The sequence below is a fragment of the Gelidibacter japonicus genome, from assembly GCF_010725055.1.
GTDB lineage: Bacteria > Bacteroidota > Bacteroidia > Flavobacteriales > Flavobacteriaceae > Gelidibacter > Gelidibacter japonicus.
Window position 1 is genome coordinate 253,689 of record NZ_BJKB01000003.1, and the last position, 18,442, is coordinate 272,130.

Below are 18,442 nucleotides of genomic sequence, written 5' to 3' on the forward strand. Positions count from 1 at the left end.
CACCCACTTACTTTTGTGGGACATATTATGGCAACAACAGCAGATATAAGAAATGGATTATGCATCCGGTACAATAATGATATTTATAAAATTGTCGAATTTTTACACGTTAAACCTGGAAAAGGCCCAGCATTTGTAAGAACAAAAATGAAAAGTGTAACCAGCGGAAAAGTCTTGGAGAATACATTTTCTGCTGGACATAAAATTGATGATGTCCGTGTAGAAACACACAAATTTCAATTTTTATACCATGATGGTGAATTTTACCATTTCATGAATCAAGAAGATTTTTCACAAATCCGATTATTGGAAGCGGCTTTGGATCGTCCTGATTTGATGAAAGAAGGAGAAATTGTAACCATCTTGATCAATACGGAAGATAATATGCCGCTGTCAGTAGAAATGCCAGCGAACGTAGTTCTGGAAGTTACCGCTACTGAACCTGGGGTGAAAGGAAATACGGCCACAAACGCTACAAAACCAGCAACCGTTGAGACGGGAGCGGAAGTGAATGTGCCTTTGTTCATAAACGAAGGTGATAAAATCAGAATTGAAACTGAAAAAGGAACTTATAAAGAGCGTATTAAAGAGTAGTTTTCAGTTTACGGTCTACAGCTGGCAGTCGGTCTGCCACATAAACATTAATAAAATAGCGGTAAATGAAGTTTCCCAAACCACACACTTTAAAACAAATAGCAGAAATCATCAGCACCTCTTATATAGGGGCCGATGATTTTCCTGTATTGGGAATGAATGAAATTCATGTTGTAGAACCAGGCGACATTGTATTTGTGGACCATCCAAAATATTATGACAAAGCGTTAAATTCTGCTGCAACAATTGTTTTGATCAATAAGGAAGTTGAGTGTCCTGAGGGGAAGGCGCTGCTTATAAGTGATGATCCTTTTAGGGATTTCAATAAATTGACCCAACATTTTAAGCCATTCAGAAGTGCAAATCAAAGCATTTCGGATTCCGCGAAAATTGGAAACAACACCATTATCCAACCCAATTGTTTTATTGGTCACAACGTGGTTGTTGGCGATGATTGCCTAATCCATCCCAATGTTATTATTTATGATGATACCATCATTGGCAATAATGTCACCATTCATGCGGGTACGGTATTAGGGGCAAGTGCCTTCTATTACAAAAAACGTCCAGAAGGATTTGATCAATTGATTTCGGGTGGACGAGTGGTGGTTAAAGACAATGTCCATATTGGCGCCCTTTGTACCATTGATCGGGGCGTTACCGGTGATACCATAATTGGTGAAGGTTCAAAATTGGATAACCAAATCCAAATTGGTCACGACACCGTTATTGGAAAAAAATGTTTGATTGCTTCTCAAGTCGGAATAGCCGGCTGTGTCATTATTGAGGATGAAGTCACCATTTGGGGACAAGTAGGTAGTACCAGCGCCATTACGATTGGCAGTAAAGCCATCATCCATGCCCAAGCAGGGATCAGTAAATCACTGGAAGGTGGTAAAACCTATTGGGGTACACCAGCACAAGAAGCAAAGGCAGAGTTAAAGGACAAGGCCTATATAAAAAGAATACCCGAAGTCATTGAACAGATAAAAAAGAAATAATGTCTCCAAAAGAAATTGTTAAGGGTTTTTATGAATCAGATTTGGCTAATGATAGCTCTGTGGTTCCTACCTATATTCATAAAGACAGTCTGTTGCACTGGAATAGCAGTACTGGATACACAGCTTTTGACTACGAAGGATTAGTTCGTTTCTACAGCAATATAAAAGTGGCTTATCATTCATTAAGACCTAAAATAAGTCATTTACTACAAGATGAAAATTTTGTTACCATCAGATTTACCATGTTCGTCAGTACTATTGAAGATCCTGATAATGAGATGCCTTTGGCCAATTTCATAAGTATTTGGGAAGTAAAAGATGGTAAAATGTACAGGGGTCATGAAATAAGCCAAGTGGCTGATGACAATTTAGAAAGTTATAAATCATTCTCGGAAATAAAAGTTTAACAAAGACTTCATAAATGCTGTTAAAAGAATTACTTTTGCGAAGTCTTAAAAATTTAAAAAATAATATAAATGAGCGTTTTAGTAAATAAAGATTCAAAGATAATAGTTCAGGGTTTTACAGGCAGTGAAGGTAGTTTTCATGCCGAACAAATGATAGAATACGGAACTAACGTTGTTGGTGGTGTCACACCGGGTAAAGGTGGGCAAGTCCATTTGGACCGACCTGTTTTTAATACTGTTGAAGACGCAGTTAAGGAAGCTAAAGCGGATACGTCTATTATTTTTGTGCCACCGGCCTTTGCTGCAGACGCCATTATGGAAGCTGCTGATGCTGGAATCAAGGTCATTATATGCATCACTGAAGGAATTCCGGTGTCGGATATGATAAAGGCATCCAACTATATTAAATCTAAAGACTGTCGTTTAATCGGACCGAACTGTCCAGGTGTTATTACCCCAGGAGAAGCTAAGGTTGGAATTATGCCAGGTTTTGTCTTCAAAAAAGGGAAAGTAGGTATTGTGTCCAAATCAGGAACATTAACTTATGAGGCTGCTGACCAAGTTGTAAAACAAGGTCTTGGAGTAACAACAGCTATTGGAATTGGTGGGGATCCAATTATTGGAACCACTACCAAGGAAGCCGTAGAATTGTTGATCAATGATCCAGAAACAGAATGTGTGGTGATGATCGGTGAGATTGGGGGACAATTGGAAGCCGATGCGGCATATTGGTATAAAGAAAGCGGTAGTAAAAAACCTATTATTGGTTTTATTGCTGGAGAAACTGCGCCTGCAGGACGTACCATGGGCCACGCTGGAGCCATAGTTGGAGGAAGCGATGATACTGCTCAGGCAAAAAAGAAAATTATGAGAGCATGTGGGATTCACGTCGTGGATTCTCCTGCTGAAATTGGTAAAAAAGTAGCCGAAGTGATGGCGTAATTATCAAATAAAACATTTTAAAAACCTCGCAACTTTGTGGGGTTTTTTAATTTGAAATAGCATCTTATCCTTATATTTGGAAAGAGAATCATCAACCACAGTTGAATGCCAAAGCTCAAAAAGCATGGCGCTCACTACTAAAAATTTATACTTATGAAGTTATTGGAAGGAAAAACAGCTATCATTACAGGAGCGAGCAGAGGTATCGGTAAGGGAATCGCTCAAGCTTTTGCCGCACATGGCGCAAATGTTGCATTTACATATAGTTCCTCTGCTGAATCAGCAAAGGTTTTAGAAGACGAGTTGAACACCTTGGGAATTAAAGCCAAAGGCTACCAAAGTAATGCGGCCGATTTTAATGAATCCCAAAAATTAGTGGACGATGTCTTAGCTGAATTTGGAACTATTGATGTTTTAGTCAATAATGCCGGTATTACCAAAGATAATCTCTTGATGCGTATGACTGAGGAGGATTTTGATAAAGTCATTGAAGTTAATCTTAAATCTGTTTTCAATATGACGAAGGCGGTTCAGCGCACCATGTTGAAGCAGCGCAAAGGCTCTATCATTAATATGAGTTCTGTTGTTGGCGTTAAAGGAAATGCGGGTCAGACCAATTATGCGGCTTCTAAAGCTGGGATTATTGGATTTTCAAAATCGGTAGCTTTGGAGTTGGGATCTCGTAACATTAGAAGCAACGTCATTGCACCTGGATTTATAGAAACCGAAATGACTGCCAAATTAGATGAAAATACAGTGAAAGCGTGGAGAGATGCCATTCCGTTAAAACGTGGAGGAACACCGGAAGACATCGCTAATGCTTGTGTGTTTTTAGCAAGCGACTTAAGTAATTATATTACGGGGCAGACAATTCATGTGGATGGTGGGATGTTGACTTAATAAGGAGTCTTCAGTTGGCAGTTTCCGAAAATCAATTGAAAGTCTTCTTGATATACATGACTGATCCCGATGATTATCTGGACGTGATAATAAAGAATCTTAATCACTAAATGAATACAGAAACTATTCTATACATCATATTAGCTGGAATAATAGCGCTTTCATTAGCGCTTTTTCAGTATATATACAAGCATAGGAAACGTTCAAAAACCTATGTGTTATTGACGTTTTTAAGATTCGTATCGCTGTTTTCAGTGTTTCTATTAGTGATCAATCCTAAATTCAATAAAATCACCTTCTTTAATGAAAAGCCAAATTTATTGATAGCAGTCGATAATACAGAATCGGTGAAATATCTGGATCAGGATCAAAAGACCAGAGATTTAGTAGAACTTTTACAGAAGGATGAAGGATTGAACGAACGGTTTGACCTAAAGCTTTTCAGCTTCGGAAAAGATGTCAATAACTTAGAAGCCTTAAGTTTTGACGAAAAGCAAACTAATCCTACAGTGGTTTTTGAACGCTTTTATCAGGTGTATGGGAACTCGATTGCACCATTAATTTTGATTACTGATGGCAATCAGACCTATGGCAATGATTATGAATTTGCCGCTCAAAACTATAAGCAGGCTGTCTTTCCAATCATCTTAGGAGACACCACCCGTTATACTGATTTGAAGATAGAGCAGCTCAATGTTAATAAATATGCCTATTTAAAAAATAAATTTCCCATTGAAATTATTGCAGTTTATAATGGCGTAGAGGAAGTAAGTACCCAATTGACCATAAGCACTGGTAATACCGTTGTTTTCTCTGAAAATTTGACATTTAATAAAGAACAGTCCAGCAGACTTGTCAATCTAAGTTTGCCAGCCAATAGACCAGGAGTCCACAGTTACAAAGCGGAGTTAAAACCTCTTGCAAATGAAAAAAATACAGTTAATAATATTAAAAATTTTGCTGTAGAAGTTATTGATAGAAAAACCCATGTTGCGATAGTCTCCGATATTATACATCCTGATTTGGGAGCCTTGAAAAAATCAATTGAAAGTAATGAACAACGACAGGCCTCCATTTTAAAACCTACAGAATTTTTAAATCAAAAAGATGATTTTCAACAGGTTATACTATATCAACCAAACCAAAACTTTAAGTTGGTATATGATGAAATTCAGACTTTAAACATCAACACATTCACCATTCTTGGCCCCAAGACCAATTGGCTGGAGTTCAATAGGCTACAGTCTTTTATGCAGCAAACAGTGACCAATCAGTATGAGGATTTTCAGCCTTCGCTCAATTCCAATTTCAATGTGTTTATTGTGGACGATCTAAATTTTTCAGATTTCCCACCCTTGCAAACGGAGTTTGGTACCGCAACTTTCTCATTGCCGATCGAGATTATATTATATAAAACAGTCAATGGTATTCAATTGAACGAGCCGCTGTTATGGTCTTATGAAGTGAATCAGAAAAGAGCAGTGGTATTGAATGGGGAAGGCATTTGGCGCTGGAGGGCGCAAAGTTATTTGGATAAAAAATCATTTCATGATTTTGATAATTTTATTGGAAAGATCATTCAATATCTCGATTCCAATCAAAAGCGTTCCAGATTAAATGTTTCTTATGAATCGTTTTACAACGGCAATGACAATGTCCTCCTGACGGCGCAATTCTTCAACAGGACTTATGAGTTTGACAAGACTGCAAGTCTTGAGATTACAGTAAAAAACAAGGAAAGCGAACAGTCCCAAAAGCTGCCGTTCATTCTGAAACAATCGAATTATCAAGTGGATTTAAGCGGATTGGAGGCTGGCGATTATGTGTTTACCGTAAAAGCACAGGAAGAAAATATATCTCAATCTGGCGAATTTAAGATTTTGGATTATAGTGTGGAACAGCAATTTTTGAACGCTAATGTATTGAAACTTCAAAATTTGGCTACACTAAGCCAAGGCACATCCTATTTTATTAACGACACTGATGCTCTTGTTGATCAGTTAATAAAGGATGAAAGGTTTCCAACCATCCAAAAAAGCACTAAAAAAGTTGTACCTTTGATCGATTGGAAATTTCTACTGGCCTTCATCGCGTTAAGCCTTAGCGCTGAGTGGTTTATTAGAAAGTACAACGGATTAATTTAACAAAAACTAATTATTATTTATGGAAAGATTACCTAAAGTTGCAATACCTGCAATTATTGCAGCAATTGTTTTAATTATTATACTCGCCAAATCAGCAGTGACAGTTGAGTCCGGACAAGCAGGCGTTCTATATAAAACCTTTGGAGGAGGTGTGGTTACGGATGAACCAGCACTCGGTGAAGGCTTTCACTTGATAGCACCTTGGAACAGGGTATTTATCTATGAAGTGAGACAGCAAGAAATTTTAGATAAAATGAGTGTATTATCGTCAAATGGATTGGACATTAAATTAGAAGCTTCAGTATGGTTCCAACCAGCTTACGAGAATCTTGGCAAATTGCACCAAGAAAAAGGTGAGCAGTACAAAGAACGTATCTTGCTCCCAGCCATTCGTTCCGCTGCCAGAAGTGTTGTAGGTCGGTATACTCCAGAGCAATTATACTCTAGTAAACGCGATGCTATCCAGCAGGAGATTTTTGAAGAGACCCAGAAGTTTGTGAAAGATCAATACATTCAGTTGAATGAGGTTTTGGTTCGTGATGTCACTTTACCGGCAACTATTAAAGATGCGATAGAGCGAAAATTGAGACAGGAACAAGAATCCTTGGAGTATGAGTTTAGATTGGTAACCGCCTCCAAAGAAGCCGAAAAGGTTATTATTGAAGCCCAAGGTAAAGCAGATGCCAACCGAATCTTGAGTGCCTCCTTGACAGATAAAATTCTTCAGGATAAAGGTATTGAAGCTACGGTTAAACTTTCTGAATCCAGTAACAGTAAGGTTATTGTCATTGGATCGGGAGATTCTGGATTGCCTATTATTTTAGGAAACCAGTAATAATTTATACCTGTTGAAAATTTTATCAATATTTTTTTACGAAATATTAGGATGGTAAGTTATAATTTCAAATATTTGTAGAATACAACAAAGAACATGAATTTTATTCAATCACATCATCACCATCATCATATTTGCACTCAAGCGAACTGAAGATGTATTGAATAAAATCAACATATTTAAAACCGTTTGAGTGAATCAAGCGGTTTTTTTATTCCTTCCAATTTAGGAATCTATCTCCCAAAAGATTTGCTCAAACATTAGTTAAGTTTAATTAAAAAGATACCCACTTTCGTGGGGACTAAGATGAGTAAATTAAGAATAGCAGTTCAAAAAGCGGGTCGTTTACATGACGATTCCATGAAAATCCTTAACGATGTAGGGATTTCAATAGACAACGGTAAAGATCAACTCAAAGCCTCTGCCAAAAATTTCCCTTTAGAAGTGTTTTATCTCCGTAATGGGGATATTCCTCAGTATCTTCGAGATGGTGTTGTGGATGCGGCCATCATAGGAGAAAACATTTTGATTGAAAAGGGTACCGACATCCCTGTCATTGAAAAACTGGGATTTTCAACCTGCAAGGTGTCTATTGCCGTACCAAAATCCTTTAAATATAAAGGAATCAATGATCTGGATGGGAAGCGCATTGCCACCTCTTATCCCAACACCGTCCAAAAATTTCTGAAGATAAACAATATTAATGCGCAACTGCACATCATCAATGGTTCCGTGGAAATCGCACCCAATATAGGACTTGCAGATGCCATTGTAGACATCGTTTCAAGCGGGAGCACCTTATTTAAAAACAACCTGAAGGAAGTTGAAGTGTTGTTAAAATCTGAAGCGGTATTGGTGGCCTCTCCAATGATTTCGTCTGAAAATGAGGACGTTTTAAAACGTTTGCAATTTCGGATTAAATCCGTTCTAAAAGGCCGACAGTCTAAATATGTGCTTTTAAATGCACCGAATGACAAACTTGAAAAAATCATCCGGGTTCTTCCCGGAATGCGAAGTCCCACCGTTTTGCCATTGGCACAAGAGGGCTGGAGCTCCATACATTCCGTAATCAATAAAAATGATTTTTGGGAAGTCATTGACGAACTGAAGGCCAACGGCGCCGAAGGAATTTTAGTCTGTCCGATTGAAAACATGGTGATTTAGTTAGGTCATTTTCGAACAAAGCACAAAATATCTAATATTAAAAAAATGCAAATCATAAAAAATCCGAATAGAGCATCTTGGTCAGAACTCGTTAAAAGGCCAACCCAATCTGTTGACAGCATTGAGGCCACCGTGGTCCAGATCTTTAAAGATGTCAAAAGAAACGGCAATTTGGCCATTCAAAAATATACGGCACTCTTTGATGGCATAGATGCCGAGGTGTCAGAAGTTTCAGAAGCTGAAATAAGTGCTGCCTCCCAGCAGGTTCCTAAGGAATTAAAAGAGGCCATTAAAAACGCAAAACAGAACATTGAAACATTTCATAAGGCTCAAGAAATTGATAAGATTGAAGTTCAGACCATGCCAGGGGTCCAATGTTGGCAAGAAAAACGACCTATTGAAAAAATAGGACTGTATATTCCTGGTGGAACAGCGCCTTTATTCTCGACGGTGCTGATGCTTGCTGCTCCAGCACAAATAGCAGGATGTAAAGAGATGATTCTCTGCACGCCACCAAACAGACAAGGTGTGATTGCCAATGAAATTTTATATGCAGCACAATTATGCGGTGTGACCAAAATTTATAAGGTTGGTGGCATTCAGGCTATCGCAGCCATGACCTTCGGTACGGAAACTATTTCGCAAGTTTATAAAATTTTCGGACCAGGAAATCAATTTGTCACCGTGGCTAAGCAATTGGCAACCAAATACGGTGTGGCCATTGATATGCCAGCTGGTCCGAGCGAACTGCTGGTTTATGCCGATGACAGTGCAAATGCTGCTTATGTCGCCTCCGATCTTTTGAGTCAAGCCGAGCATGGTACTGATAGCCAAGTCGTGTTGGTATCCAACTCAGATTCATTTATTGCAAAAGTGAAGGCTGAAATTGTAGAACAAATTGCAGTTTTGCCAAGAAAAACCATCGCTGAAAAAGCCATTGAAAATTCGAAATTGATTTTTATTGCAGATGATCAAGCGGCGCTCGACTTTATAAATTCATACGGCCCGGAACACTTTATTGTATGCGCTAAAAATGAATCATTTTTTGTCCAGGGAATTACCAATGCGGGATCAGTATTCATCGGCGATTATACGCCCGAAAGCGCGGGAGATTATGCTTCTGGCACCAATCACACATTGCCCACCAACGGATTTAGCAAGGCCTATTCGGGAGTGAATTTGGATAGCTTTCTAAAAAGTATAACTTTCCAGAAAATCACAAAACAAGGTTTATTAAATATTGGGGAAACCATTGAACTGATGGCCGCAGCCGAAGGTTTGCAGGCCCATAAGAACGCAGTATCCATCCGATTAAAAGATATCAAGTCATGACAATTCAAAATCTTATAAGGCCCTCCATAAAGGCTTTGAAGCCTTACTCTTCAGCACGTGATGAGTTTAAGGGCAATACCGACAATTTAACTTTTCTTGATGCAAATGAAAACCCTTATGCCAATGGGGTCAATCGTTATCCTGACCCGCAGCAGGGCAAACTTAAAGCTTTGATTTCCCATATAAAAAAAGTGCCAACTGAAAGCATTCTCTTGGGGAATGGCAGTGATGAAGTGTTGGACTTGCTCATTAGAATGTTCTGTGAGCCTAATAAAGACAATATCCTTATTCTTCCACCAACCTATGGCATGTATGAGGTGTTAGCCAATGTCAATGCGGTTGAAACGATTAAAATCAATCTCTCTGAGGAAACATTCCAGCCAAAAATAGATGCTATTTTATCAGAAGCGAACGCGAACAGCAAAATTCTATTCTTATGTTCGCCCAACAATCCATCAGGGAATAGCTTTGAAACGTCGTCGGTAGAGTTCTTATTGAAAAACTTCAAGGGCATTGTGGTTATGGATGAAGCTTATATTGATTTTTCAAAAGGAGAAAGCTGGCTTTCGAGATTGAAGGAATTCCCTAATCTTGTGGTGACCCAAACCTTATCCAAAGCATTTGGAATGGCAGGGATTCGTTTGGGAATGTGTTTCGCATCCGAAGAAATCATAGCGACATTAAACAAAATAAAACCCCCTTACAATATTAATGAACTTACCCAAGCCAAGGCCATGGAAGGACTTAGTGAAATGACATTAATAAAATCACAAATAGCCTGTCTTATAGAGCAAAGAGATGTTTTAGTTAAAGCATTGAAAGAGGTCGATTTTATAGAGAAAGTATATCCATCTGAAGCAAACTTTGTGATGGTCAGAGTGGATGATGCCAACAAACGCTACCAACAATTAATTGAAAATGGCATTGTCATTCGCAATAGAACAACACAGCCATTATGCGAAAATTGTTTGCGACTTACGGTTGGGACAGAGGAGGAAAATAAAAAACTTATTGAAAAATTGAAAAATTTATAAAGATTGAATTTAATGAAAAAAGTATTATTTATTGATCGTGACGGCACCATCATTATTGAACCAAAAGATTATCAAATAGACAGTTTCGAAAAACTTTTGTTTTATCCTAAAGTGTTTCAATATCTCGGCAAAATTGCAAAAGAATTGGACTATGAAATCGTAATGGTGACCAACCAAGACGGACTGGGAACAGATTCTTTTCCAGAAGATACGTTTTGGCCGGTTCATAATTTTATGTTAGAAACATTTAAATCGGAGGGCATTGAATTTAAGGAACAGTTCATCGATCGGACTTTTGAGGAAGATAATGCAGATACGCGTAAACCAAGAACAGGAATGTTGACGCAATATTTCTCTGATGCCTACGATTTGGAAAAATCGTTCGTCATTGGGGACCGTTTGACAGATGTTGAACTGGCCAAAAATTTAGGTTCAAAGGCCATTTTTATAAATAACCCCGCCACTGACTTCATTGATGCAGAACAGGAAGTACTTAAAGATTATATTGCTTTGGAGACCAAAGATTGGGAGGAAGTTTATAGGTTCTTAAAAACAGAAGATCGAACCGCGACTTTGGAACGAAACACCAATGAAACTAAAATTGCCATCAACTTAAACCTCGATGGTACCGGCATAAGCAATATTGATACAGGAATTGCCTTCTTTGATCACATGTTGGATCAAATAGCCCGTCATGGACAATTGGATTTGGATATCAAAGTCATTGGTGATTTGGAGGTGGACGAACACCACACTATTGAAGACACAGGAATTGCTTTAGGCGAAGTGTTTGCCAAAGCTTTGGGCAATAAATTGGGAGTTGAGCGCTACGGATTTTGCTTGCCAATGGACGATTGTTTGGCACAGGTCGCCATCGATTTTGGAGGGCGGAATTGGTTGGTATGGGATGCAGAATTTAAGCGAGAGATGATCGGAAAAATGCCAACGGAAATGTTCTTTCACTTTTTTAAATCGTTCACAGATGGTGCCAGATGCAATTTGAATATCAAAGCAGAAGGCGACAATGAACACCATAAAATTGAGGCTATTTTCAAAGCTTTTGCCAAATCTATAAAAATGGCCATCAAACGGGATCTGGAAAAAATGATTTTGCCATCAACGAAAGGAGTATTGTAGAAATTTCAAATTCCAAATTCCATTTTTGACATTTTGGAATTTGCTGTTTGAATTCATAAATCACTTAGAATGAATATTGTAATAATAGACTATGGAGCCGGCAACACCAAAAGTGTTCAGTTTGCATGCAATCGTTTGGGGTTTGATCCTATTTTGACCAATAGCGCAGAACTTATAAAAGCCGCTGATAAGGTCATATTCCCTGGCGTTGGGCATGCAAGTAATGCTATGAAAATACTTCAAGAGTCGGGATTGGATGTGTTAATTCCAACACTCAAACAGCCGTTATTGGGCATTTGTTTAGGAATGCAGTTATTGTGTCATACCACAGAGGAAGGTACAACCAATGGCTTAGGTGTTTTTGATGTAGATGTGAAACGGTTTTCCGATGCAGTAAAAGTTCCTCAAATGGGATGGAATACCATTTCAAATTTGAAAACAAATTTATTTACCGGCCTAAAAAACGATGCCTATATGTATCTTGTGCACAGTTATTATGCAGAATTGTGTGAAGATACCATAGCTCAAACAAATTATGGCGTAACTTATAGTTCTGCATTAAAAAAAGACAATTTTTACGGCGTTCAATTTCATCCTGAAAAAAGCAGTTGGGAAGGTGAGACGGTGTTGAGTAATTTTCTCAATTTCTGAAATTGTAAATCGTAAATCATAAATCGTAAATCAAGATGAGGATTATTCCAGCAATAGATATAATAGACGGCAAATGTGTCCGACTGACAAAAGGTGATTATAACACTAAAAAAATATATAATGAAAATCCGTTGGAAGTTGCCAAGCAATTTGAAGCTTCAGGGATTGAATATTTGCATTTAGTCGATTTGGACGGAGCCAAAGCCAAGCAAATCGTTAATTATAAGGTATTGGAACAGATTGCTTCAAAAACAAATTTGAAGATTGATTTTGGTGGTGGACTCAAATCGGATAAGGATCTGCATATTGCCTTTAATTCTGGTGCGAAACAAATTACTGGTGGAAGTATTGCCGTCAACGATCACAAAACTTTTGAGTCCTGGTTGGAAAAGTATGGCTCAACCAAAATTATTCTGGGAGCCGATTGCAACAATCGTAAGATTGCCATAAGTGGCTGGCAGGAGCAAAGCAGTTTGGAAGTCATTCCTTTTATAAAAAATTACCAGAGACAAAAAGTGCAATATGTCATTTGTACAGATATTTCCAAGGATGGCATGCTAGAAGGACCATCTTTTGATTTGTATAGAGAAATTATTGAAGAGTGTTCAAACAATAGTTCAGATCAATCCATAAAACTGATTGCTTCGGGTGGAATTTCACATATTGATGAGCTTTCAAAGTTAAGAGATTTAGGATGTGAAGGCGTCATTATTGGAAAGGCCATTTATGAGAACAGAATCAGTTTACAAGAGTTGGAACAATTTTATTAGTGAAACCTCGACTTACTCAAAAAATATTATGCTTGCAAAACGAATAATTCCATGTTTGGACATTAAAAATGGCCGTACCGTTAAAGGTGTTAATTTTGTCAACCTCATTGATGCAGGAGATCCCGTTGTGTTGGCAAAGCAATACGCTGAAAAGGGCGCGGACGAACTGGTATTTCTCGATATTTCCGCAACTTTGGAAGGACGGAAAACCACTTTGGAAATGGTTTTGAAGGTCGCCGAACAAGTCAACATCCCCTTTACTGTAGGTGGGGGTATTTCCTCTATTGAAGACGTCGATTTGCTTTTAAAATCGGGCGCTGATAAAGTTTCCATCAATTCATCTGCCATAAAACGTCCAGAACTTATCAATGAACTCTCCGATAAATTTGGAAGCCAGTGTGTGGTCGTTGCCATAGACGCCAAGCAAATTGACGGTCAATGGAAAGTGCATCTGGCAGGAGGAAGTATCCCTACCAAGTTGGACCTTTTTGAATGGGCAAAAGAAGTTGAAAATCGTGGTGCTGGTGAGATTTTGTTCACCTCTATGGATCATGATGGTACCAAGGATGGTTTTGCCAATGGGGCTTTGTCAAAATTATCAACCACATTGAATATTCCAATTATTGCCTCTGGCGGTGCTGGAACCATTCAGCATTTTGTGGATACCTTTCAAATTGGGAAATCAGATGCCGCGCTTGCCGCCAGTGTATTCCATTTTGGTGAAATTGAAATCAAGGATTTGAAAAATGCCTTAAAAGAAAATAATATAGAAGTACGAATTTAAAAATTGACCACCAATCGTCCTTTCGACAGAAAGCTGTGTCCATGTGTTTTTTAACGGAATCCACTCAAAACTTATAATTGTGGCAAAAACAATACAACAATGAACTTAAAATTCAATTCAGAAGATTTAATTCCCGCCATCATCCAAGATGCCATGACTAAAAACGTCCTGATGTTAGGCTATATGAATGAAGAAGCCTTCAAGAAAACCCAAGAAACCAAAAAAGTAACCTTTTACAGCAGAAGCAAACAACGCTTATGGACCAAGGGTGAAGAAAGTGGCAATTTCCTGAAATCGGTAAGTATTAAAGTAGATTGCGATAATGACACGCTATTGATTCAGGCACACCCAGTCGGTCCAACATGCCATAAAGGATCGGATACCTGTTGGGATGAGGAAAATTCGTCCAATTTTGGATATATTTCCAAATTGGAGCAGACAATCCTGGAGCGTCGTAACAACTCCAAACCTGAGGATTCCTATGTAGCCTCACTTTTCGCAAAAGGCATCAACAAACTGGCTCAAAAGGTAGGCGAGGAGGCGGTGGAGGTGGTCATTGAGGCGAAAGATGATAACGATGACTTGTTTTTAAACGAGAGCGCAGATTTATTATTTCATTATTTGATGCTGCTCCAGGCCAAAGGTTTTAAATTAGAGGATGTTGAAACGGTACTCAAGAATAGGGAGAAAAAATAACGCTCAATGTTCAATAAAATCCTATTTCTTCATGAATATTAATCGTGATTTGAAGGCTCATATCCTAAAAAAAGACCTTTTTCCAACTAATTCTTAAATTGAGCTATTTGTCAATAACTTTGAGACATGGATCAAAACTATTTTTATCTAATAACCATTCAATATTTGGGCTTTCGTTATCACGGTTGGCAAAAACAGCCCAATCTGAAAACGGTGCATCTCGTGATTGATAAAACCGTGAATTATGTGTTCAAGGGACAAAAGAAATTTAAAAGTCTAGCCATGGGCAGAACAGATGCTATGGTCTCGGCCAATGAAACGGCATTTGAGTTGTTTACGGAAGAACCAATTTCAGACTTAGATGCATTTCTTGATCAATTCAATTATTATTTGCCACAAGATGTCAGGGCTTTATCGATGAGAGAAGTTGATAGAAATTTTAATGTGATCAAAAGCGCAAAGCTTAAAGAATATATTTATCTGTTTGCGCACGGACAGAAATCACATCCATTTTGCGCTCCTATAATGACTACTTTTAGAGATGTTTTGGATATTGAACTCATGAAAAAGGGTGCCAAGCTCTATGAAGGGACACATAATTTCAAAGCATTCTGTTCAAGGGTTTCTGAAAAAGGCTTGTATACCAGAACTGTTTTATCATGTGATTTAATTGAAAACGATATGTTTGACGCCAATTTTTTTCCCAAGGAATCCTTTCTTTTCAAAGTAAAGGCTGAAGGTTTTGGTTACAATCAAATTAGAGGCATGATGGGTGCCCTCGTAAAACTGGGGAAATATGACTTTACGTTAGATGATATTGCCAAAAGCCTATTGCCAGGAAATACCGAAGTTATGGAATATATTGCGCCAGCCTCCGGATTGATTCTAAACACTGTGGATTTTGAAGACTGACACTAAAGTATATATTCATATAAACAAACCTCACATATTGATAATGTGTGTTTTACGATTAAAAATAGAACATAAATAATGGTTCAAAGTCACTAGGACACAATGTTGATTACCACTCTATTTTAACCATTCCCTGGCAATAGCACGTTTGGAAAACCAAACGAGAAAGAGAGCGAGGACTATACTAATTAGGGGTAAAAATATGTCTCTTGGATTGATCTCAGTCAACACATAAAATTGTTGGATGCCAACGGCAAGAAAAGAAATGATAAATAGCGAATACGCCCATTTTTTGCGGAGAAGCCATGAAATTGCTGCCAACAATCCTGCAAATACGGCAATGGCAAACACGGAAATATACCACATAGGAAGATCGTCGTATAAATTGTGCTCTGCTTTTGAAAGTTGAGTGGATTGTTCGGTGGTCATAAATGCCTGCATAAGATAATTATACACGCCAAAAGCGTTCCAGAACAAGGCAATGATGCCCACAATCCAAAAATAGACGGGCGCCTTTTTTGTAGAAGTAAAATTCATAAATTGCTGGTTTTTGATATTAAAAACACAACAATTTATGAATTATTTATTGATAAACAGTAGAGTATTGATACTTTGGTAGAAAGATTTAGTCTTCTTCCACCACATGAAGTACGGGAGTTTTATTGACCCATTTGCCATTCTTTGATTCTCCTAAGATGTACACTTCTTTTGTTTGTTCATACTCTTTGATAGTACGAAGCATATGTTCTTTGGTGTCTCTATGGATCTTAATCCCAGTTGTTTTACCTTTATTTCTTATCTCTATATAGAAACCGTCTCTGAATTTGATCGGTCTTGTAGGTGGTCTTCCCATTTATTTAAAATATTTAAAGGATATAGCTCGCATATTAAACAAAATAATGCCAAAAAGCAAACCCTAAATTGAACTTTTCAAAAATAGGATACTTTTACCTCATTTGTCCCATCAATTTGATAGTAATTTTATATCCACTAATTGAGCCGTACTATACAAAAAAGTTTTTTACTTTTAAGGAATTGTTGATCACATAAAATCCATAATGAAATCCAAAAAGAAAAGAAAATCCTATAAAACAGTCAATCGTTCTCCTGGTACGGTTTATTATAGGGGTAAAAAGCAATCTACTGTAACCGATATTGATATTATTAATTATAGCAAGGAGGATTATCAAAAAATTGAAACCCAAAATGTAGAAGATGCTTTTCATTTTAAAGGTACAAACCAAGTCACTTGGATCAATGTCAATGGGTTGAACAATACCACTGAAATCGAAAAACTGGGACTTCATTACGGTCTGCACCCCTTAACTTTGGAAGATATTGTAAATACGACACACAGACCAAAACTGGATGAATTTGATAACTATTTGTTCGTGATTTTAAAGATGCTCTATATTAAGGAAGAGAATGAGCTCGTTTATGAACAGGTCAGCATGGTGATAGGAGAAGATTATGTATTGACCTTTCAAGAGGCTGATGGCGATGTTTTTGACGACTTGAGAGAACGGATCTCTTCAGGAAAAGGCCGTGTCCGCAGTCTGGGCTCTGATTATTTGATGTATGCCATTATCGATGCTGTAGTAGATCATTATTTGACGGTCATAGAGGCATTTGGTGATAAAATTGAAGATATTGAAGACCGCGTTTTTGAGTCGGATTCTGATAATAACCAAACAGCTAACACCATCCAAGGATTAAAACGGGAAATCTTAAAAATTAGAAGGTCCGTTCTTCCGTTGCGAGAGGTCATCAACCTTCTTGATAAACTTGAGAGCTCTTTAATTGAAGAAAAAACACATAACTATCTAAGAGATTTATACGATCATATTGTGCAGGTCAACGAAAGTATTGAAGTCTATAGGGAGATGATCTGGAGTTTATTGGACATGTATATGACCATCATCAGTAATAAAATGAATGAAGTCATGAAAGTTTTGACCATAATGGCGACCATATTTATTCCTTTGACTTTTATTGCAGGAATTTATGGGATGAATTTTGATAACATGCCCGAACTGCATTACAAATACAGCTATCACATTCTTATTGGGGTCATGATTCTTATCTTTTTTCTCATGATTGCTTATTTTAGAAAAAAGAAATGGCTTTAATCCATATCGAATGACAAATTATAAACCACTATAACTATATGAAAGACGAATTAAACAAATCATTTGACCTCCTCATAAAAAAATTATTGAATTGGATGAACTCCATAATTGAGAACCTTCCAAATTTGATCTTGGCATTTTTGGTGTTATTGATTGCTTATTTTTTAGCTAATTATATCAGCAAACTTACCCTAAAACTTATAGGTAATCGCGTCAAGCAAAAGTCTGTCAGTACTATTATAGCAAGATTGACCACGGTTGTAATTGTTATGGTGGGCTTATTTTTAGCTTTGGGGATTTTGAATCTTTCACAAACGATCACTTCATTGATTACTGGTGCTGGAGTTCTTGGTTTGGTCATAGGTTTGGCTTTGCAGGGCACTTTGTCAAATATCATTTCCGGTATCGTCATTTCATTTAGGGAAAAAATTCAAATAGGCAATTGGATCGAAACCAATGGCTTTACTGGCGAAATTATAGATATCAATCTGAAAAACTTGACCTTAAAGGAATCAGATAATAATTTGGTTATGATTCCCAATAAGATCATTTTGGAGAATCCCATGAAGAACTATTCGCTGACTCCCTATATTCGAGTGGATCTGTCTTGTGGAGTGGGGTATGAGTCGGATTTGGAATTCGTTGAAAAGTTGACCAAGGATACTTTGGAAAAAACATTTGAAAAAATTGATGAGAGCAAACCTGTAGAGTTTTTTTATACGGAGTTTGGAGACAGCTCCATTAATTTTAGATGTCGTTTCTGGATTAAAGGCACAAAAAGAGTTCATACACTTAATGCTACTAATAAAGCGATTATCGCCATTAAAAAGGCCTTTGACAAGGAAGGGATCAACATCCCATTTCCAATCAGGACCTTGCAGTTTGGAAATACATTGGACTTGGAGAAAAACACTTTAGAAAATGGGTCGTAAAACCCAGTTTTTGAAGTGATGTCGAATTTGGATTGGTCCTGGTTTTTTCCCTAATATTAAAAAATTAAAACGAACACA

The 18,442-nt window shown here is 37.6% G+C and carries 19 protein-coding genes and 1 pseudogene; 18 read left to right on the plus strand and 2 right to left on the minus strand.

The features are described from left to right. Positions 1-27 precede the first annotated feature (27 nt). The 16 genes and pseudogenes from efp to G6N06_RS05060 all read left to right on the plus strand — a co-directional run bounded on the left by efp (position 28) and on the right by G6N06_RS05060 (position 15,303). Positions 28-594, plus strand: coding sequence for an elongation factor P (gene efp / locus G6N06_RS04985; RefSeq protein ID WP_163514956.1), 567 nt, complete (start codon positions 28-30; stop codon positions 592-594). Between the two features lie 65 nt (positions 595-659). Beyond that, on the plus strand, positions 660-1,595 hold the full coding sequence (locus G6N06_RS04990) for a UDP-3-O-(3-hydroxymyristoyl)glucosamine N-acyltransferase (RefSeq protein WP_163514957.1): 936 nt from the start codon (positions 660-662) through the stop codon (positions 1,593-1,595). Then, entirely contained in the window at positions 1,595-2,002 is a 408-nt protein-coding gene (locus G6N06_RS04995; protein ID WP_163514958.1) for a nuclear transport factor 2 family protein, read from the plus strand. The genes G6N06_RS04990 and G6N06_RS04995 overlap by 1 nt, the downstream gene beginning before the upstream one ends. A 69-nt stretch (positions 2,003-2,071) precedes the next feature. Then, positions 2,072-2,944: a succinate--CoA ligase subunit alpha gene (gene sucD, locus G6N06_RS05000; RefSeq protein WP_163514959.1), complete on the plus strand. Its 873-nt coding sequence runs from the start codon at positions 2,072-2,074 to the stop codon at positions 2,942-2,944. A gap of 153 nt (positions 2,945-3,097) precedes the next feature. After that, positions 3,098-3,844 carry a 3-oxoacyl-[acyl-carrier-protein] reductase gene (fabG, locus tag G6N06_RS05005; RefSeq protein WP_163514960.1) on the plus strand — a complete coding sequence of 249 codons (747 nt, stop codon included), beginning with the start codon at positions 3,098-3,100 and terminating at the stop codon, positions 3,842-3,844. A 110-nt stretch (positions 3,845-3,954) separates the two neighbouring features. Continuing rightward, the gene (locus G6N06_RS05010; protein WP_163514961.1) at positions 3,955-5,988 is read left to right on the plus strand and encodes a VWA domain-containing protein; all 2,034 of its coding nucleotides are present in this window, start codon (positions 3,955-3,957) and stop codon (positions 5,986-5,988) included. A gap of 19 nt (positions 5,989-6,007) precedes the next feature. Then, positions 6,008-6,823, plus strand: coding sequence for a prohibitin family protein (locus G6N06_RS05015; RefSeq protein ID WP_163514962.1), 816 nt, complete (start codon positions 6,008-6,010; stop codon positions 6,821-6,823). Positions 6,824-7,129: 306 nt separating this feature from the next. Next, positions 7,130-7,987 (plus strand): ATP phosphoribosyltransferase, encoded by an 858-nt coding sequence (hisG, locus tag G6N06_RS05020; RefSeq protein WP_163514963.1) that lies wholly within the window; start codon positions 7,130-7,132, stop codon positions 7,985-7,987. 45 nt (positions 7,988-8,032) lie between these two features. Then, on the plus strand, positions 8,033-9,319 hold the full coding sequence (gene hisD / locus G6N06_RS05025) for a histidinol dehydrogenase (protein ID WP_163514964.1): 1,287 nt from the start codon (positions 8,033-8,035) through the stop codon (positions 9,317-9,319). After that, positions 9,316-10,353 (plus strand): histidinol-phosphate transaminase, encoded by a 1,038-nt coding sequence (hisC, locus tag G6N06_RS05030; protein WP_163514965.1) that lies wholly within the window; start codon positions 9,316-9,318, stop codon positions 10,351-10,353. Before hisD ends, hisC begins: the two co-directional genes overlap by 4 nt. Positions 10,354-10,365: 12 nt before the next feature. After that, a complete protein-coding gene (hisB, locus tag G6N06_RS05035) occupies positions 10,366-11,490 on the plus strand; it encodes a bifunctional histidinol-phosphatase/imidazoleglycerol-phosphate dehydratase HisB (RefSeq protein WP_163514966.1) in 1,125 nt (374 codons plus the stop codon). Between the two features lie 69 nt (positions 11,491-11,559). Further along, positions 11,560-12,141, plus strand: a complete 582-nt coding sequence (gene hisH / locus G6N06_RS05040; protein WP_163514967.1) for an imidazole glycerol phosphate synthase subunit HisH — start codon at positions 11,560-11,562, stop codon at positions 12,139-12,141. 35 nt (positions 12,142-12,176) lie between these two features. Further along, a complete protein-coding gene (hisA, locus tag G6N06_RS05045; RefSeq protein WP_163514968.1) occupies positions 12,177-12,911 on the plus strand; it encodes a 1-(5-phosphoribosyl)-5-[(5-phosphoribosylamino)methylideneamino]imidazole-4-carboxamide isomerase in 735 nt (244 codons plus the stop codon). Positions 12,912-12,939: 28 nt separating this feature from the next. Further along, on the plus strand, positions 12,940-13,695 hold the full coding sequence (gene hisF / locus G6N06_RS05050) for an imidazole glycerol phosphate synthase subunit HisF (RefSeq protein WP_163514969.1): 756 nt from the start codon (positions 12,940-12,942) through the stop codon (positions 13,693-13,695). A gap of 96 nt (positions 13,696-13,791) precedes the next feature. After that, a pseudogene (gene hisIE / locus G6N06_RS05055) lies at positions 13,792-14,391 on the plus strand (bifunctional phosphoribosyl-AMP cyclohydrolase/phosphoribosyl-ATP diphosphatase HisIE); the annotation flags it as partial. A gap of 126 nt (positions 14,392-14,517) precedes the next feature. Beyond that, positions 14,518-15,303, plus strand: a complete 786-nt coding sequence (locus tag G6N06_RS05060) for a tRNA pseudouridine synthase A (RefSeq protein WP_163514971.1) — start codon at positions 14,518-14,520, stop codon at positions 15,301-15,303. A 117-nt stretch (positions 15,304-15,420) separates the two neighbouring features. On the opposite strand, the gene G6N06_RS05065 is transcribed toward G6N06_RS05060, so the two are convergent. After that, positions 15,421-15,840: a hypothetical protein gene (locus G6N06_RS05065; protein ID WP_163514972.1), complete on the minus strand. Its 420-nt coding sequence runs from the start codon at positions 15,838-15,840 to the stop codon at positions 15,421-15,423. An 88-nt stretch (positions 15,841-15,928) separates the two neighbouring features. Continuing rightward, entirely contained in the window at positions 15,929-16,156 is a 228-nt protein-coding gene (locus tag G6N06_RS05070) for a hypothetical protein (protein WP_163514973.1), read from the minus strand. Between the two features lie 205 nt (positions 16,157-16,361). Between G6N06_RS05070 and corA the strand changes: the two genes are divergently transcribed. Beyond that, the gene (gene corA / locus G6N06_RS05075; protein WP_163514974.1) at positions 16,362-17,432 is read left to right on the plus strand and encodes a magnesium/cobalt transporter CorA; all 1,071 of its coding nucleotides are present in this window, start codon (positions 16,362-16,364) and stop codon (positions 17,430-17,432) included. Positions 17,433-17,470: 38 nt separating this feature from the next. Then, positions 17,471-18,364, plus strand: a complete 894-nt coding sequence (locus tag G6N06_RS05080) for a mechanosensitive ion channel family protein (protein WP_163514975.1) — start codon at positions 17,471-17,473, stop codon at positions 18,362-18,364. Positions 18,365-18,442: the final 78 nt, after the last annotated feature.

What these genes read in the sequence shown, in the direction of transcription:
- G6N06_RS05070 (WP_163514973.1), bottom strand. Translation starts at nt 16,156, where the DNA reads ATGGGAAGACCACCTACAAGACCGATCAAATTCAGAGACGGTTTCTAT.
- hisC (WP_163514965.1), top strand. Translation starts at nt 9,316, where the DNA reads ATGACAATTCAAAATCTTATAAGGCCCTCCATAAAGGCTTTGAAGCCT.
- G6N06_RS05015 (WP_163514962.1), top strand. Translation starts at nt 6,008, where the DNA reads ATGGAAAGATTACCTAAAGTTGCAATACCTGCAATTATTGCAGCAATT.
- hisD (WP_163514964.1), top strand. Translation starts at nt 8,033, where the DNA reads ATGCAAATCATAAAAAATCCGAATAGAGCATCTTGGTCAGAACTCGTT.
- hisB (WP_163514966.1), top strand. Translation starts at nt 10,366, where the DNA reads ATGAAAAAAGTATTATTTATTGATCGTGACGGCACCATCATTATTGAA.
- G6N06_RS05060 (WP_163514971.1), top strand. Translation starts at nt 14,518, where the DNA reads ATGGATCAAAACTATTTTTATCTAATAACCATTCAATATTTGGGCTTT.
- hisG (WP_163514963.1), top strand. Translation starts at nt 7,130, where the DNA reads ATGAGTAAATTAAGAATAGCAGTTCAAAAAGCGGGTCGTTTACATGAC.
- sucD (WP_163514959.1), top strand. Translation starts at nt 2,072, where the DNA reads ATGAGCGTTTTAGTAAATAAAGATTCAAAGATAATAGTTCAGGGTTTT.
- efp (WP_163514956.1), top strand. Translation starts at nt 28, where the DNA reads ATGGCAACAACAGCAGATATAAGAAATGGATTATGCATCCGGTACAAT.
- hisH (WP_163514967.1), top strand. Translation starts at nt 11,560, where the DNA reads ATGAATATTGTAATAATAGACTATGGAGCCGGCAACACCAAAAGTGTT.
- G6N06_RS05010 (WP_163514961.1), top strand. Translation starts at nt 3,955, where the DNA reads ATGAATACAGAAACTATTCTATACATCATATTAGCTGGAATAATAGCG.
- G6N06_RS04995 (WP_163514958.1), top strand. Translation starts at nt 1,595, where the DNA reads ATGTCTCCAAAAGAAATTGTTAAGGGTTTTTATGAATCAGATTTGGCT.
- fabG (WP_163514960.1), top strand. Translation starts at nt 3,098, where the DNA reads ATGAAGTTATTGGAAGGAAAAACAGCTATCATTACAGGAGCGAGCAGA.
- G6N06_RS05080 (WP_163514975.1), top strand. Translation starts at nt 17,471, where the DNA reads ATGAAAGACGAATTAAACAAATCATTTGACCTCCTCATAAAAAAATTA.
- hisA (WP_163514968.1), top strand. Translation starts at nt 12,177, where the DNA reads ATGAGGATTATTCCAGCAATAGATATAATAGACGGCAAATGTGTCCGA.
- hisF (WP_163514969.1), top strand. Translation starts at nt 12,940, where the DNA reads ATGCTTGCAAAACGAATAATTCCATGTTTGGACATTAAAAATGGCCGT.
- corA (WP_163514974.1), top strand. Translation starts at nt 16,362, where the DNA reads ATGAAATCCAAAAAGAAAAGAAAATCCTATAAAACAGTCAATCGTTCT.
- G6N06_RS04990 (WP_163514957.1), top strand. Translation starts at nt 660, where the DNA reads ATGAAGTTTCCCAAACCACACACTTTAAAACAAATAGCAGAAATCATC.
- G6N06_RS05065 (WP_163514972.1), bottom strand. Translation starts at nt 15,840, where the DNA reads ATGAATTTTACTTCTACAAAAAAGGCGCCCGTCTATTTTTGGATTGTG.